At 28.7% G+C, this 17650-nt stretch carries 15 protein-coding genes; 10 read left to right on the plus strand and 5 right to left on the minus strand.

All coding sequences use genetic code 11. The features are described 5' to 3' along the window. The first annotated feature begins 156 nt into the window (after window positions 1-156). Window positions 157-1338: a galactokinase gene (locus H3N56_RS03630; RefSeq protein WP_221893427.1), complete on the plus strand. Its 1182-nt coding sequence runs from the start codon at window positions 157-159 to the stop codon at window positions 1336-1338. Between the two features lie 2 nt (window positions 1339-1340). Further along, window positions 1341-2858 (plus strand): UDP-glucose--hexose-1-phosphate uridylyltransferase, encoded by a 1518-nt coding sequence (gene galT / locus H3N56_RS03635; protein WP_185879950.1) that lies wholly within the window; start codon window positions 1341-1343, stop codon window positions 2856-2858. Window positions 2859-2991: 133 nt separating this feature from the next. Here the strand turns inward: galT and H3N56_RS03640 are convergent, their stop codons facing one another. Further along, on the minus strand, window positions 2992-4386 hold the full coding sequence (locus tag H3N56_RS03640) for an amino acid permease (protein WP_185879951.1): 1395 nt from the start codon (window positions 4384-4386) through the stop codon (window positions 2992-2994). 133 nt (window positions 4387-4519) lie between these two features. On the opposite strand from H3N56_RS03640, the gene H3N56_RS03645 reads away from it, so the two are divergent. Beyond that, a complete protein-coding gene (locus H3N56_RS03645) occupies window positions 4520-5857 on the plus strand; it encodes a Na+/H+ antiporter NhaC family protein (RefSeq protein ID WP_185879952.1) in 1338 nt (445 codons plus the stop codon). A 23-nt stretch (window positions 5858-5880) separates the two neighbouring features. Here the strand turns inward: H3N56_RS03645 and H3N56_RS03650 are convergent, their stop codons facing one another. Both H3N56_RS03650 and pepT read right to left on the minus strand, forming a co-directional pair. Next, on the minus strand, window positions 5881-6249 hold the full coding sequence (locus H3N56_RS03650; protein ID WP_185879953.1) for a hypothetical protein: 369 nt from the start codon (window positions 6247-6249) through the stop codon (window positions 5881-5883). An 80-nt stretch (window positions 6250-6329) separates the two neighbouring features. Continuing rightward, a complete protein-coding gene (gene pepT, locus H3N56_RS03655) occupies window positions 6330-7553 on the minus strand; it encodes a peptidase T (RefSeq protein WP_185879954.1) in 1224 nt (407 codons plus the stop codon). 170 nt (window positions 7554-7723) lie between these two features. On the opposite strand from pepT, the gene H3N56_RS03660 reads away from it, so the two are divergent. The 6 genes from H3N56_RS03660 to H3N56_RS03685 all read left to right on the plus strand — a co-directional run bounded on the left by H3N56_RS03660 (window position 7724) and on the right by H3N56_RS03685 (window position 15066). Further along, entirely contained in the window at window positions 7724-8011 is a 288-nt protein-coding gene (locus tag H3N56_RS03660) for a hypothetical protein (protein WP_185879955.1), read from the plus strand. 91 nt (window positions 8012-8102) lie between these two features. Beyond that, on the plus strand, window positions 8103-9272 hold the full coding sequence (locus H3N56_RS03665; protein WP_185879956.1) for an exonuclease subunit SbcD: 1170 nt from the start codon (window positions 8103-8105) through the stop codon (window positions 9270-9272). Beyond that, window positions 9273-11972 (plus strand): AAA family ATPase, encoded by a 2700-nt coding sequence (locus H3N56_RS03670; protein WP_185879957.1) that lies wholly within the window; start codon window positions 9273-9275, stop codon window positions 11970-11972. Window positions 11973-12052: 80 nt separating this feature from the next. Continuing rightward, the gene (locus H3N56_RS03675; protein ID WP_185879958.1) at window positions 12053-13561 is read left to right on the plus strand and encodes a DUF1846 domain-containing protein; all 1509 of its coding nucleotides are present in this window, start codon (window positions 12053-12055) and stop codon (window positions 13559-13561) included. Window positions 13562-13724: 163 nt separating this feature from the next. Continuing rightward, the gene (locus tag H3N56_RS03680; protein ID WP_185879959.1) at window positions 13725-13922 is read left to right on the plus strand and encodes a cold shock domain-containing protein; all 198 of its coding nucleotides are present in this window, start codon (window positions 13725-13727) and stop codon (window positions 13920-13922) included. 103 nt (window positions 13923-14025) lie between these two features. Then, on the plus strand, window positions 14026-15066 hold the full coding sequence (locus tag H3N56_RS03685; protein WP_185879960.1) for a YeiH family protein: 1041 nt from the start codon (window positions 14026-14028) through the stop codon (window positions 15064-15066). Between the two features lie 61 nt (window positions 15067-15127). Here H3N56_RS03685 and H3N56_RS03690 read toward each other — a convergent pair whose 3' ends face one another. Next, window positions 15128-15748: a MarC family protein gene (locus H3N56_RS03690; protein ID WP_185879961.1), complete on the minus strand. Its 621-nt coding sequence runs from the start codon at window positions 15746-15748 to the stop codon at window positions 15128-15130. A 124-nt stretch (window positions 15749-15872) separates the two neighbouring features. After that, window positions 15873-17006, minus strand: coding sequence for a sn-glycerol-3-phosphate ABC transporter ATP-binding protein UgpC (locus H3N56_RS03695; protein WP_185879962.1), 1134 nt, complete (start codon window positions 17004-17006; stop codon window positions 15873-15875). Window positions 17007-17186: 180 nt separating this feature from the next. Here H3N56_RS03695 and H3N56_RS03700 point away from each other — a divergent pair. Next, window positions 17187-17650 (plus strand): nitronate monooxygenase family protein (locus H3N56_RS03700; protein WP_185879963.1); only part of this gene is annotated, 464 nt, incomplete at its 3' end.

Consider the following 17650-nt stretch of genomic DNA (forward strand, 5'->3'; position numbering starts at 1 on the left):
TAATATTTATATCTAAAATAATGTATAACTGTCAATTTATTTCGTACCACTTTATTTAGTTACTAAAAAAAGTTTAGTAAGAATACTTTGTTTTGGTTTGAAAGTGATGAAAAGTTATGTATAATCCAATAAAAATGAAGAGCATAGGGGGAAATTATGGAAAATTTAAATATGTTAATTAAAGAATTTAAAAAAGAGTTTGGAGAGAAAGGAAGATTGGAAACTTTCTTTTCTCCTGGAAGAGTTAATCTTATTGGAGAACATATTGATTATAATGGTGGAAAAGTTTTCCCATGCGCATTAGATTTTGGAACTTATGCAGTTGTAAGAAAAAGAGAGGATAATATTTTTAGAATGTACTCTGTAAATTTTGAAAATTTAGGAATAATTCAATTTAACTTAAATTCTTTGGTATTAGATTCAAATGATGACTGGGCAAATTATCCAAAAGGTGTAATAAAAACATTTATTGAAGAAGGATATAATATAGATTCAGGATTTGATATAGCATTTTATGGAAATATTCCAAACGGGGCTGGATTATCTTCTTCAGCTTCAATTGAAGTTTTAACTTCTGTGATATTGAAAGATATTTTCAAGTTAAATATAGACATGGTAGATATGGTAAAATTAAGTCAGAAGGCAGAGAATAAATTTATTGGAGTAAATTGTGGAATTATGGATCAATTTGCGGTTGGAATGGGTAAAAAAAATAATGCAATTCTTTTAGATTGTAACAGTTTAGCATACACTTATGCTCCTTTTGTTTTAGAGAATATCTCAATAGTTATAGCCAATACAAATAAAAGAAGAGGGCTTGGAGAATCTAAATATAATGAAAGAAGAGCATCATGTGAATCTGCTCTAAAGGATTTGCAGGAATCAGAAATTAAAATTACAACTCTTTGTGATTTAGATTTTGAATCTTTTGAAAATGTGAAAAAAAATATAAAAACAAATGAATCTTTAATTAGAGCAAGACATGCTATAACAGAGAACGAAAGAGTATTAGAAGCTATGGAAAAATTAAATTCTGGAGATATATTAAGTTTTGGAAAACTTATGAATCAGTCTCATATATCTTTGAGAGATGATTATGAGGTTACAGGGCTAGAATTAGACGCATTAGTTGAGGCTGCATGGGAAGAAGAGGGAACTATAGGTTCTCGTATGACAGGGGCTGGATTTGGAGGATGCACAGTTAGCTTAGTTGAAAATAATCATATAGAAAAATTTATAAAAAATGTTGGTAAAAAATATAAAGAAAGAACGGGATTGGAAGCTTCATTTTATATAGCTAATCCTGGAGAGGGTGCAAGAAAATTAGAGGAGATATAATTATGGGAAATATATATTCAAGTATAGAAAAATTATTAAATAAGAGTTTAGAAAATTCTCTTATAGGAAAATATGATAAAATTGTCGCAAGAAATGGTATTTTAAATGCTTTGGGATTGGATGATTGGAAGGAAAATTCTTATAAGGATGACTCTAGTGATATTGAAGACATTTTAGATGAGATTTGTGACTGGGCTATTCAGAATAAAGTTATTGAAGATAGTTTAGCTGAGAGAGAACTATTGGATACGAAACTAATGGGAATTGTAACGCCGAGTCAATCAGTTGTAATATCAAAATTTGAAAGAGATTATGAAAAATCTCCAGAATTAGCTACCAAAAATTTTTACGAATTTTCAAAAAATACAAACTACATTCGTAAGAAAAGAATTGATAAAAATCAACATTGGCTATCTAAAACTGAGTATGGAGATTTAGAGATTACTATAAATCTTGCAAAACCAGAAAAAGATCCAAAAGATATTATAAGAGAAAGAAATATGCCAAAAACTTCTTATCCAAGTTGTTTACTTTGTATAGAGAATATTGGATATGCAGGAAGATTAAATCATCCAGCAAGACAAAACCATAGAGTAATTCCATTGATATTAGGAAATCAAGAATGGTATTTCCAGTATTCTCCTTATGTTTATTATAATCAACACTCTATTATTTTTTCAGTAGAACATAGACCAATGAAAATAAATAAAGATACCTTTAAAAGAGTATTAGAGTTTGTTGAAAAATATCCCCATTATTTTATTGGATCAAATGCAGATTTACCTATCGTTGGAGGATCTATACTTTCCCATGATCATTATCAAGCTGGAAGCCATGAATTTCCAATGGCAAAAGCACCTATAGAAAAAGGGTTTAAATCTGATAAATATCCAGATGTAGAAATTGGAATTGTTAAATGGCCAATGTCGGTAATAAGATTAACAAGCGATAATATAGATTCTCTTGTAGAATTGAGTGATGAGATTTTAACTGCTTGGAGAGATTATAGTGATGAATCTGTTGGAATTTATGCCTATACAAATGAAGTTCCTCATAATACTATAACTCCAATTGCTAGAAGAAAAAAAGAAAGTTTTGAAATAGATTTAGTTTTAAGAAATAATAGAACGGATGAGAAGCATCCATTGGGAATTTTTCATCCTCACAGTGAGGTTCATAATATAAAAAAAGAAAATATTGGATTAATAGAAGTAATGGGACTTGCTGTTTTACCGGGCAGATTGGAAAGTGAAATAAAAGAAATAGTCAAAGCACTTGAAAGTAACGATTGGAAGGGACAAATTTTGGGCAATAGAGAATTAGAAAAACATCTAGAATGGATAATTAAAATTTTACCTAAAAATAAAGAAATTAGTAATAAAGAAAATTTTTTAAGAGAAGAAATTGGAAAAACTTTTTCAACTGTCTTAGAACATGCAGGAGTTTATAAAAGAGATTTAGAGGGAGAGTTGGCATTTGAAAGGTTCATGTATAGTGTTTTACTAAAAAAATATAAATAATTTTACATGGAGCATATACGATTCATTAGGTATAATAGATTAAAGATACGGGGGCGTTTCTTTAAAATTACTAGACGTGGGGTTTAGTGGAAGCTACTGATAGGGTATCAGTAGCTTCATTTTTTTTTGAATTTTATTCTTTAAAATCTATTATTTTTATAATAAATCCAATAAATAAAAATAGAAGAAGACCACCATAATAAAGAATGATAGTATCAATTTGACTAGACAGGGGCTGTGATATATTTATACCTGCAAAAATAAGAGAAACAATTGCAAGTGTTGCCACTAATGAACCTAAAACATAAGCTCCAAACATACTTTTAGTAGCTTGGAATGTTGCAATTTTTCCAGATTTTCTAAAATTTATATAAGCAATTCCTAAACTTAAATATGGAAGAAGGAATGCCATTGTAGACATATCATAAATTTTATAATATAAATCTCCAGCTGATTTTCCACCAAAAGTTGTAATTACAATAAATAAAAATGATAGCACAGTTTGGAAAATTAAAGCATTTTTTAATATTCCTTTCTCATTTTTTTTAGTTAACCAATTAGGAAATGTTTTTGGAGGAACTTCACTAAATACAGCTCTAGATAGTGCAACAGACCAAAGAACAAGAGCCACTAGTGTAATTAACGTATACGTAAATCCAATCATTCTAACAAACCATAAACCAAATCCAAACTTATCTCCCATAAATTTATATCCGCTTATGACAGCGTTAACAAGAGAAACTTTTGAAAACTCATCAGGAGTTCCATAGGCAGCAATAGATAAAATTCCAAAAACATATAGTAGTCCAATTATGATAGCAGCACCAAGAACACTCTTTACAAAATTACGTTCAGGATGTTCTATCTTATCAACGTACGTTCCACAGATTTCACACCCACCATATGCAAATAAAACCCAAGCGAAAGTACTAAGTACAGATGCAAATTGATTTTGATCGTTTATTTTTACGACAAAAGAATCAAGTGTTATGGCAGTTTCAGCTCTTCCAATGAAGAATAGATAGGCTCCTCCAATTAGAAATATAGCTGCTACTGCAAGTGAGATATATCCAACAGGAGTAGATAATTTTTCAAGCTTAGATTCATAAACAATTCCTATAAATAAAGCAACCAATAAAGTAATAGCTGCTAAAAATGCCATCCAGTAGTTAGAAATACTAGAGTCTCCATATAAGAAAAATGATAAATATGTTGGAACTCTAGTAGCTAAAGTTGGAAGATAAAAAATATTAGAAATAAAATATGACCAAATAGCAAAATATGCGAAATTTTTACCCATTCCAATTTCAATCCAAGCATATATTCCACCCGTTCTATCCTTCGCATAAGAACCAAACTCTGCCATAATAAGTGCCATAGGTAAAAAATAAAGAATTGCTCCTACTATGAATATAGTTGAAGATTGTGTACCGATAACTTTATAGTTATTAGCGATATTACCGAAACCAAAAACTCCTATAAAAATAATCATTATAAGTCCAATAAGATTAATTTTTTTTTTGTTCATTGATGTGAATCTCCTTCTGAAACAGTATTTTAAATGTGCCCACTATTATACAATTTTTTTTTAAAAATTCCTATTCTATATTTCGGAGTTATGAAGTACACTTGTAAAAAGAATTATATTAAAGAGGTGATGGATGAAAAATTTATTTGGAATTTTAGTTGTATTTATAGCACTCGCAGTCTCATATTATGGGGAGTTTAATATTGGAATTGGAATTACTTTAGTTTTAATTATATCTTCATTATTAGCTATGAAAAAAGGTAATTCTTTGGATGAAATTGTTAAAATTGCTTATTTAAAAGGTAAAAAATCTTTTTTAGTTATTCAAATATTTTTTTTAGTTGGAATAGTATCGTCTCTTTGGATAAATTCTGGAACAATTCCAGGAATAGTTTATTATGGAATAAAATTTATGAATCCCTCATATTTTTATGTATTAGCTTTTTTTATTTCGTCAGCAGCTTCATTTTTATTGGGAAGTTCTTTAGGAACAGCTGGAACGATTGGAATAGCCATTATAGCAGTTGGAAGAGGAATTGGTGTAGATCCTAATATAGCTGGAGGAGCTATTCTTTCAGGAGTTTATTTTGGTGACAGATGTTCTCCAGTCTCTTCGAGTGCTAATTTGATAGCTACTTTAACAGAAACAAATCTTTATACAAACATAAAAAATATGTTTAGGACGGGGACAATTCCCTTTTTACTTACGGCTTTTCTATATAATTTATTAGCTGAAAAAGAAAGTGTAATTCTACAAGAAAACCCCCTTATTCAACAAATTCAAGAAAATTTTACAATAACTCCGTTAGTTTTTTTACCTGTTATGGTAATTCTAATTTGTGCAATATTTAAAATAAACGTAAAAATTTCTATGCTAGCTAGTATTGTAATGGCAATAATTATTGGAAAATTTATTCAAAATTATAGTTTCCTAGATTTTATGAGGTCTATAATTTTGGGATTTACTTTAAATAGAGACGTTCCTTTAGCTTTAATTATAAAAGGTGGAGGATTAATCTCAGTTTGGAAGGCATGTTTGATAGTTTTTATTTCTTGCTCATTATCAGGGGTAATAGAAAAATTAGAAATATTAAATAATTTTGATAAAGTACTCATGAGTATTAAAAGCAGGGGAAAAATTTTTTTAAGTACGTTGATTGTTAGTTTAGTTACAGCTGCTCTAGGATGTAATCAATCTATTGCAGTAGTTATGACAAATGAGATAATGGGTAAAATTTATGAAAAAAAAGAAATTCCAAAAGAAGAACTAGCTATAGATATAGAAAATACTGGAATAGTAGTATCAGCGCTTATTCCTTGGAATATTGCTGGAATGATTCCTGCAACTATGATGGGATTAAGTGGACTTTCTTATATTGGATATTCTTTTTATTTATATCTTATTCCATTGGTTTCATTTGTAACATATGCGGTTAAATCAAAAAATAAAATAATCGAATTTCAAGAATAACTTGAAATTCGATTATTTTTAATTTAGAAAGTTTTATTATAAGGATATTTATGTTCCACAAAATCTTCATCAACTTTAACTATAACTTCTACAGGTAAAGTTTTTTTAGTTTGATCTTTAACATATTTAGCAATATTTCCAGCTACTTCGTCAAATTTAGCTTTATCCATCTCATCAAAAGTTTTTAGTCCATCTTTTCCTTTAATCTCAAGTTCAACTTTAATTTTGTTATGCTCTAAATCAACATCATACTCATGAATATGAAGTGTAACTTTTCCATCATTTAAAGCTCCATACTTAGATTCTAATTCTTTTTCTAATTGTTTTTCCATTTTACTAGCAAAAGCAGTTAAAGAAAGACATAGAGACAGCAGTATAACTATTTTTTTCACTTTTAATCACTTCCTTTTTTTATTTAGGAATCATAACCTATGTCTATAGTATTTGAAGATATCTATATAAATCCTCTTTATTATTTCGATAAGTTTTGAATAATTTTCACAATAACTTGAACAGCTTTTTCCATAGATTGAACTGAAATATATTCAAACTTCCCATGGAAATTGTGTCCACCTGTAAAAATATTTGGACATGGAAGACCTTTAAATGAAAGTCTTGCACCATCAGTTCCACCTCTAATAGGTTTTATTTTTGGAACAACTCCTACATCTTCCATTGATTTTTTAGCTAGTTCAATAATATGATAAACAGGTTCAATTTTCTCTTTCATATTGTAATAGCTATCTTTTATTTCTATTTTTATTCTAGCATCAGGGTACTTATTCTCTAAAAATTCAATACTTGATGTCATCAGATTTTTTTTAGTATTAAATTTTTCCATAGAATGATCTCTGATTATATATTCCATCTCTGTATGTTCTACATCTCCCTTGATATCTGTCAACAGGAAGAAACCTTCGTAATGCCCTGTATACTCAGGTCTTTGATCAACAGGAAGTAAAGAGTTTAATTCCATTCCAATTAAAATAGAGTTAATCATTTTATTTTTAGATGAACCAGGATGAATATTTCTTCCTGTAATTTTTACCTTTACACTGGCAGCATTGAAGTTCTCATATTCTAATTCTCCTAATTCTCCACCATCTACTGTATAAGCAAATTCAGCACCAAATTTTTCTACGTCGAAATGGTTTGCTCCTCTTCCAATCTCTTCATCTGGAGTAAATCCGATTTTAATAGTTCCGTGCTTAATTTCTGGGTGTTCATTTAAATATTTAATAGCTGTTAAAATTTCAACAATACCAGCTTTGTCGTCAGCACCAAGAAGTGTTGTCCCATCAGTTACAATAAGATTTTGTCCTGCATAGCTAGAAAGTTCTGGAAAATCCTTAAGAGACATGATTATATTATCTTTAGAATTTAAAACAATATCTTCTCCAGAATAATTTTCAATGATTCTTGGATTTACAGAAGTCCCATTAAATGAAGGGGCTGTATCTATATGTGCTATAAAACCAATTGTTGGAATATTTTCATTACAGTTACTAGGAAGAGTAGCCATGATATACCCATTCTCATCTAAAGATATATCTTTTAACCCTAATAATTCTAAATCTTTAACAATAATATTTGCTAAATCAAATTGGATTTCAGTACTTGGACATGAAGCGCTGTTAGCATTTGATGTTGTATCGACTTTTACATACTCAAGAAACTTCTCAATTAAAAAACTCATAAAATCCCCCCGAATAAATTTTTTTATTAAATAAATATTACACCAAAACATAGTATGAATCAACATTTTTAAAAAAAATAAAAATTTTTTTAAAAATATAGAAGGAAATCGCACTTTTTTTCCTTACAATAGTACATATAATTTTTTTTAAAGCTAAGGAGGGTTTAATTATGAAAAACAAATTTAAAATGGTAGGAATGTTATTGGTGGCATTATCATTATTCGCATGTAGTGGAAAAAAAGAAGAAACAAAACCAGTTGAAACAAAACCAGCAGCTGAGGCACCTGCTAAACCAGCTGAGACTCCAGCTCCAACTGAAGAAGCTAAACCAGCTGAAACTCCAGCTCCAACTGAAGAAGCTAAACCAGCTGAAAATAAAGGAACTATGGAAGACATAAATAAAGCTGTAGATAATGCGGCTGAAAAAGTTAAAGAAGAAGTTAAACAAGCATTATAATATTATGGAAAACGGGGGCTTTTTAGCTCCTGTTTTTTTTTTTATTTTAAATAGTGTATAATTGTAATAAAAATCAAAGGAGAGATGAGAAGTGAAAATACTTCATACTTCAGATTGGCATCTTGGAAAAAAATTAGAGGGTAACAGTAGAATAGATGAACAAATAAAATTTTTGGACTCATTAAATTTAATAGTAAACGGAGAAGAAATTGATTTAATTTTGATTTCAGGAGATATTTATGATGTTCCAAATCCTCCAGTTGAAGCTGAGAAATTATTTTATACAAGCATGGAAAGATTGTCAAATAATGGAAAAAGAGGAATAATAATAATTCCTGGAAATCATGACAATCCAGAAAAACTAATAGCGAGTCAAGAGATTCTACAAAAGTTTGGAATCATAGTCTTTGAAAAACCTTTCGAAAGAAAAAACATTGGAAAATATGGAGATCTTTATATTTTAGAATCAAATGAAGGATCAATAGAATTAGAAATTTCAGGAGAAAAGATTTTTTTATATGCTCTTCCATATCCAAGTGAAAAAAGTTTAAACGAAGAATTTAATGATAATAATATAAGTTACAGCAAAAGAATAGGAGAAATAATTACAGAGGGGCTTAAAATGAATACCAAAGATTTACCTTCAGTAGTTATGACTCATATCTATGTGAATGGTTCTAAAGGGGATGGAGATGAGAGGAGTATTGAACTTGGTGGAAGTTTAGCTGTTTCTTTAGATGACATGCCACAAGCAAGTTATACTGCTCTTGGGCATATCCATAGATCAATGATATTCAAAGATAGAAATATTGCATATTCTGGCTCTCCAATAGAGTATAGACTTACAGAAAATAAATATTCTAAAAAGGTTTTAACTGCAGAGATTTCAAAAGATAAAACAACTATAAAAGAAATTGAAATTGATAATTATAAACCAATCAAAAAATATATAGTTAAAAGTATAGATGAAGCTTTAAATAAATCAAAAGAGCTAGAAGAGAAAGATGAGTGGATATATCTTATAATAAATAGTGAAAGAGCACTAGAGAGTCATGAGGTGCATGAGATATTGAAAAATAAGAATGTTGTAGAGATAATACCGCAAATAAATTTTACCTCAGACAAAGAGGGGTTAGAAATAGATTATACTTCTGAAAGTATTTCTAAAGCATTTGAAAGATTTTATATTGAGGAAAAGGGGATAGAGCCTCCATTAGAAATTATGGATATATTTTTAGAGCTTGTTGGGGAGGATGAATAAATGAGACCCATAAAATTAGAAATAGAGGGACTGCAAAGCTTTCAAGAAAAACAAGTTATAGATTTTCAAAGACTTATAGAACATGGAATATTTGGAATATTTGGAGAAACAGGAAGTGGAAAGTCTACAATACTAGATGCAATGACTTTAGCTCTTTATGGAGATGTAGTTAGGATATTAGAATCAAGAGATGACAAATTATTTCATTTATTGAATATAAATTCTGAAAAGATTTATGTTGCTTTTGAATTTATGATTGGGGAAGATTTCTATAGAATAGAAAGAACAATGCCTAAAAAACGTAATCAAAATGAATTAGGAGTTCAAAAAGCTAAGATTATTAAAAATAAAGATATTATAGAAGATAAAGCTAGTTCTGTAACAGAAGTTGTAAAGTCAATTCTTGGATTAGAAATGGCTGACTTTACAAGAACTGTCGTTCTGCCACAAGGTAAATTTAGTGAATTTTTAAAACTTAAAGGGGCTTCAAAGGCCGATATGCTGGAAAAAATTTTTAATATGGAAATATATGGAGAAATTCTTTTAAATAAAATAAAAAAAGTAAGAGATCAATTGAGTAATGAAATTTTAATTATAAAAACACAACTAACTTCAAATGGAAATATAACAGAGGAAGAATTGGAGACAAGGAAACAAGAACTAGAAGATCTAGAAAAGAAAAAAGAGCTAATTCAACAAAGAAATAAAGAATTTGAAGAAATATATGAGAAAAAAAAGAAGATATATGAGTTATGCAAAGAAAAAAATACCGAGAATAAGCTTAGAGAAAAGATAAAAGAAGAAGAGCCTATAAAATATAATTATGAAAAACTGATTTCGGATTTTGAAACTATTACTAACATTCATGAATTCGCCCTAAAGAAAAATAAAGAACATAATTTCTTTTTTTCTTTAAAAAAAAATACTAATTTTCTTAATGAAATTGAAACAAATTATAAAAATATAAATGAAAGAAAAATCTCTCTTCAAAATCAAAAGGATTTAATAACTGTAAATCCTGAAAAAAGAGAACTTTTAAATAAATCTAAAATTTTAAAAAAAGAAATCAATCAAATTTCAAAGGAGATTGAGACTTCTTTTAGAACTACTACAGATACAATCAGTAGAATTAAAACTGGAGAATTAAAAATAATAGAAACCCAAGAAGAAATATCTAAAATAAATGAAAAATTAGAAATTTTAGAAAAAAATGATGATAAAGAATTACAAAATTTAAGAGAAAAAAGTTCAATTTTAAAATTAAATTATGAAAATACAGAGTACAAAAGTAAAATAACTAAAGAATTAGCACAAAATTTAAAAGAAGGAGAGGCTTGTCCCGTTTGTGGTTCAAATCATCACCCTTCACCATCAGAAGAAATATCAAAAGAATTTGATGAAAAATTGCTATCAATTAAATTAGAGTTAGATAAAACAAATGAAAATATAGAGATTGAAAAAACAAATTTAAATAATAACAACAAGAATAAGAATATACTACAAAATAAACTTTCAGAATATAAAATATTGCTTTCTCAGTGTGAAGAAAAGATGAAATTTTTATTAGAAAAAAAGGAAATTGAAGAGAAAAACCACGAATATTTGCTAGAAAAATCTAAGAATTTAAATTCAAATTTAAAAGAATTACCATCTGAATATAATTCCATTTCTTTTGAAGAACTTGAACTAAAATATTTGGAACTTTTAAGCTTTGAGAAAGAAAAAATTGAACTTGAAAAAAAGATTTCTTTGGAAGAGATAAACTTAAAAAAAGTATCAGAAAAAAAAGATGAAATAAAGGAGGTTATTAATCAAAATAATTTAGATCTTGCAACAATTCAAGTAATCATTGAAAAAGATGAAAAACTAATAGACAGTATCTCTCATGATCAATCTGTACAATGTTCAATTTCCTTGACAGAAGAAGAAAGAGTAAGAAACTGGTTAAAAGATTTTTCAGAAAGAGTAACTGAAAATAACTTGAAAATTAAATCATTAGAAGAAAAATTGTCAGGCGAAGAAGTAACAGAGGAAGAGTATCTTTTATTAGTTTCTCAAAAAAACGAAAATGAAAATGATTTAGAAAGTTTAAAAAATGAAATTTTACTAAAAAACAGAGAAATTATTGAAGCTGAAAAATCAAAAAATATAGCTCAAGAACTACAAAAAGATCTTGATAAAATAATGAAAAAAGATTATGAATACGAAAGCTTATCTGGATTATTTAAAGGGAAAAAATTTATTAAATTTTTATCTCTTAATAAACTTAAAAATATTGTGTTTATGGCCTCTAAAAGATTAAATAATATAACAAAGGGAAAATATGGACTTGTTGTTGATGAGAATACTGATTTTTTAATTGTGGATAATTTTAATGGTGGAATAGAAAGAAGAGCTGCGACTTTATCTGGTGGAGAGACATTTTTAGTTTCGCTTGCCCTTGCTCTTGCACTCTCAAATCAAATTCAACTCAAGGGTAAAACTCAACTGGAATTTTTCTTTTTAGACGAAGGATTTGGAACATTGGATACTAAGCTTTTAGATAAAGTAATTGAATCTTTAGAACACATAAAAGAACATGAAAAGATTAAAGTTGGCATAATTTCTCATGTTGAAGAACTCAAAACAAGAGTTCCTAGAAAGCTAGAAGTTCTCTCACCTATATCTGGTATAAGCGGTAGTATCATTAAAATGGAATAAAAAAATAGTAGATTTTTTTATAAACCTATGTTACGATATAGAGTCAAAAATCGATTAAAAATAATAAAGAGGGGTAAGTCATGAAAATAGGATTTGATCATAACAAATATCTTGAGGAACAATCAAAATACATTTTAGAGAGAGTTAATAACTACGATAAACTTTATCTTGAGTTCGGTGGGAAACTGTTATTTGACTTACATGCAAAGAGAGTTCTACCTGGATTTGATGAGAACGCAAAAATAAAACTTCTTCAAAAATTAAAAGAAAAAGTTGAAGTTATCATTTGTGTCTACGCAGGAGATATTGAGCGTAATAAGATCAGAGGAGATTTTGGAATAACTTATGATATGGATGTTCTAAGATTAATAGATGATTTAAGAGAACGTGAACTTGAAGTAAACAGTGTTGTTATAACAAGATTTGATAATCAACCAGCTACTACAGTTTTTATTAACAAACTTGAACGTAGAGGGATTAAAGTTTATCAACATAGAGCTACAAAAGGATACCCAACAGATGTTGATACTATTGTTAGTGATGAAGGATATGGTCAAAATCCATATATTGAAACAACAAAACCTATAGTTGTTGTTACTGCTCCAGGGCCTGGAAGTGGAAAATTAGCTACTTGTCTTAGCCAACTTTATCATGAAAACAAAAGAGGTAATGTTGCTGGATATTCAAAATTTGAAACATTCCCAGTTTGGAATGTACCATTAAAACATCCATTAAATATAGCTTATGAAGCTGCAACAGTGGATTTAAAAGATGTAAATATGATAGATTCATTCCATTTAGATTATTACGGAGAGAGTTCTGTAAATTATAATCGTGATATAGAGGCTTTCCCTGTTTTAAGAAGAATTATAGAAAAAATAACTGGAAAAGAATCAGTATATAAATCTCCTACAGATATGGGAGTAAACAGAGTTGGATTTGGAATTATAGATGACGAAGTTGTTAGAAGAGCATCTGAACAAGAAATAATTAGAAGATACTTTAAAACAGGTTGTGAATATAAAAAAGGTTATGTGGATAAAGATACCGCACAAAGAGCAAAACTTATAATGGAAGAGCTTAACTTAAAAGAATCTGACAGAAAAGTAGTTGCTGCAGCTAGAGAACATTTAGCTAACCAAAAAGGAACTAATGACAAAAAAGATTTATGTTCATCAGTAGCTATAGAACTTGTAAGTGGAGCTATTTTAACTGGTAAAAAATCTGAAATAATGGATGCTACTGCGGCTGCATTAATTAATTCTTTAAAACATATAGCTGGAATTACAGATGAAATTCATTTGATTTCACCTGTAATCATAGAACCAATTCTTAGTTTAAAAGCTAAAACTTTACAAAGTAAATCTGTAGGATTAGATTGTGAAGAGATGTTAATAGCGTTAACTATTTCTGCTTCAACTAACCCTATGGCACAAATAGCTATGAATAAATTAGGTCAACTTAAAGGTGCTCAAATACATTCTACTAGTATTTTAGGAAAGAATGATGAACAAACTCTTAGAAAATTAGGAATAGATGTTACTTGTGATCCTGTGTTCCCTACAGAAAACTTATACTACAACGAATAATCAAATTAATCACAATTAGTCTAGTTATAGAACTGATAATACACATTTATAATTTGAATATTTATTTTAATATTTTAGCTTGAAATATGAGTAAAAGTATTATATAATGAAGAGTGTGGAATAATAATCTACACAAAGTTTTGATAGATTTAAGGAGGATTTAATGAAAGGTATTGTTAAATGGTTCAATGATGAAAAAGGGTTTGGATTTATAACTGCTGAGGATGGACAAGATGTATTTGCTCACTTCTCTCAAATCCAAAAAGACGGATTTAAGAAATTAACTGAGGGAGAAGAAGTAACTTTCGATATCACTCAAGGAGCTAAAGGTCCACAAGCTTCTAACATAAAAACTAAGTAATTAGTAGTTAATGCCCAGTTTTAATACTGGGCATTTTTTTATTTCTATGATACAATATTGACTATAACAGAAATTCAGAACAGAAATTAAGGAGATTGACATTATGAATATTTTTAAATCTATTAAATCTATAATTCCCGGATTAATTATTTGTATTATTTTAGCCCAATTAGGTCTGTACCTAGGAACTTTTATTCCTTCAATAGGTGGAGCACCATTAGCTATATTTTTAGGACTTTTAGTGGGAAATACAGTTGCGAAATCAGATAAATTTGCTCCTGGATCAAAATTCTCTGAAAGTGACTTATTATCTTATTCTATAGTTCTTTTAGGTGGAACACTTAGTGTAAAAACTATTTTTAAACTTGGTTTTTCAGGAGTAGGATTTATTATTTCTCAAATGGTTATTACTATATTTGTTGCTATCTTAATTGGTAAAAAACTAGGGTTCTCAAAGAAATTTCAGTCACTAATGGCCAGTGGAAATGCCGTTTGTGGATCATCTGCAATAGGAGCTACTGCTCCTGCTATAAAGGCTGAGGATGCTGAAAAAGGAATCTCTATAACTATAGTTAATTTGACAGGAACTATTTTAATGTTTATTTTAATTCCAGTAGCAGAATATTTTTTTAATTCTAGTACAATTCCAACTTCTGCGTTATTAGGTGGTATTCTACAATCTGTTGGTCAGGTTATAGCCGCTGGAAGTATGGTAAATCATGATGTTTTAGAAATGGCTACCATCTTTAAAATTGTAAGAATTGTATTCTTAGTATTTGTAGTAATGTGGTTTACAAAAAGACATTCAACAGTTGAAACTAAAGAGTTTGCGGATGATACAGAATTCGCCCTAAAAAAGGAAGCTTATGCTACTGAAAGTAAAAAGAAGTTAGGAGTTCCATGGTATATAATTGGATTTTTTATTCTTTGTGCTCTATTCTCTTTAGGATTTATTCCAGTTAGTATCTCTAAAATTTTTAAGATTGTTTCAGCTAAGTTTGAGATTATTGCTCTTGCCGGAATCGGAATGAGAGTTAAAATAGCAGAACTAGTAGCACAAGGGCCAAAAGCTTCAATCTATGGACTTTCTGTTGGAGCTATTCAAATTATTTCAGCTTTATTACTTATAAAAATATTATTTTAAAATAATTGGGGAAAAAATGATTGATCAATCATTTTTTCCCCAACCTTATGATAATTTAAAATTATAAAAACATTCCTTTGATTCCTGTAGATATCAATTTTACTCCTGCTGCCATTATAAATATTTGCATTACTCTAGACAATACAAACAATACAACTTCTCCAAAAATTTTATCTAACCAATTTGAAATTGTAAATAAAAATTTCATTATTAAAAATGTTATTGCAACTGCCCCAATAGCTATGATTGCTCCTGCTTCTTTATGGATAATCATAACTGTTGATATTGTTCCTGGTCCTACTAACATAGGAAATGTTAGTGGAGTTATTGCATACCTTATAGCATCCTTTTCACTCATCTGAGATCCTGTGCTCTCTTTAGAAGCTCCTAATCCCAATAGATTTCTAAAAGCTACTATAATTAAAATCATTCCACCAGCTACTCTTAATTCATTCATTCCTATTTTATAAAGATAATTCATAAAAAAATCTCCAGCTATTATAAAGCCTGTTACAATTCCAAAACCACTCAATACTATTGCATTGTACATTTTTTTTCTAACTTCTGGTTTTTGTTCTTTTGTCAGCGTCATAAATAGTGGAACATTTCCAAATGGATTTAAAATTCCTATTATTGTAAGAACATACGTTAAAATATCAGTTAGCAAATCTGCTGTAATCATTGTACTATTAACTCTCCTCGATAATTTATTTTAATATTTAAATTATAAGTATAATACCAAAAAAAACAGCAACTTTCAAACGTTTTTATTATAAAAATAAATGATAATTATTTAATGCATATATTTAGTTTATTAAACTTACATTTTCTTCTGTTTCGAAATCAAATATATGACATTTATCCATATCAAAATAAAATTCACTTATATTCCCAAATTGTAAATTGCATGAATTTTCAACAGCTACTCTAGATGAGTATTGAGTTTTTCCGATTGAAAAATGTATAAATTCTTCATTTCCCATTTGTTCTACTATATTTACTTTTCCTATAATTTTTTTAGGACTTTCTTCTGGATTAGTTAATTTATTTCCTATATTTTCTGGTCTAATTCCAAACCATATTTTTTTACCAACATAGGATTTTACTCTTTCAAATTTTTCAGTAGGTAGGGGAAGTTTCATATCATTATCTAAAACTACAAAGAAAGCATTATTTTCTTCTAATAGAATAGCTTCTACTAAGTTCATAGATGGAGACCCTATAAATCCTGCAACAAATTTATTTTTAGGAAAGTTATATAAATTTAAAGGAGTATCTACTTGCATAATTTTACCATAATTTAGAACACAAATTCTATCTCCCATTGTCATTGCCTCAACTTGATCATGAGTTACATAAATCATCGTTGCAGTTTGTCCTTCAGCTTTTAGTTGTTTATGTAATTGAGTTATTCTAACTCTCATAGAAACTCTTAATTTTGCATCTAAATTCGATAAAGGCTCATCAAACAAGAAAACATCTGGCTTTCTAACAATAGCTCTTCCGACTGCTACCCTTTGTCTTTGTCCTCCAGACATTTCCTTAGGTTTTCTATCAAGCAAATCTGTAATTTCTAATTTTTCTGCAGCTTCCTTTACTCTTTTATCTATTTCTATTTTTGGAACTTTTGCCATTTTTAAACCAAATGCCATATTTTCATAAACTGTCATATGAGGATAAAGAGCATAATTTTGAAAAACCATTGCAATTCCTCTATCTTTTGGTTCTAAATTGTTCACTAATTTATTCCCGATATAAATTTCTCCGTCCGTTATATCTTCAAGTCCTGCAATCATTCTAAGGGTAGTCGACTTAGCACATCCAGATGGTCCAACAAAAACCATAAATTCTCCATCTTTTATATTTAAATCTATTTTATGAACTGCTTTAAATCCATTTGGATATTCTTTTTCTACTTTTTTTAAAATTACTTCAGCCACGAAATTTCCTCCTAAGATTACTAAATATACTAATATCTTATATTATTTTAAAGAAATGTCAATTTTCTTAACGTTCTTTTAACATTAGAATTCAAATAAAAACACTTGTAATTTAATTCTTTACTTATCCTCTTACAGGTGTTATAATTTATTCATAAATTATTTTTTAAGGGGGCAATAATGGTTAGAATAGGCGACTTAGAAATAGATATTCCTATAATACAAGGAGGAATGGCAATTAAGGCTTCAATGTCAAGATTGGCTGCTGCTGTAGCTAATGAAGGCGGAGTTGGAGTTATTGCTGCAACAGCATTACCCATTGACGAATTAAAAGAAGAAATAAAAAAAGCTAAAAAAAATATTATAAATAAAGGTGGAGCATTAGGTGTAAATATAATGGTAGCAGCTTCAAATTTTGCTGACTTAGTAAAAGCTTCTATTGAAGAAAAAGTTGATATGATTATATGTGGAGCTGGGTTCTCTAGAGATGTATTTGATATGGTTAAAAATACAGAAACTAAATTAGTTCCAATAGTTTCATCATTAAAACTAGCTAAAATAGCTGAAAAACTAGGAGCAGATGCTCTTGTTGTTGAAGGTGGAAATGCTGGTGGACATTTAGGAACAGATTTAGATTCTTGGGA

Source organism: Cetobacterium sp. 2A (genome assembly GCF_014250685.1).
In the GTDB taxonomy this organism is placed as follows: domain Bacteria; phylum Fusobacteriota; class Fusobacteriia; order Fusobacteriales; family Fusobacteriaceae; genus Cetobacterium.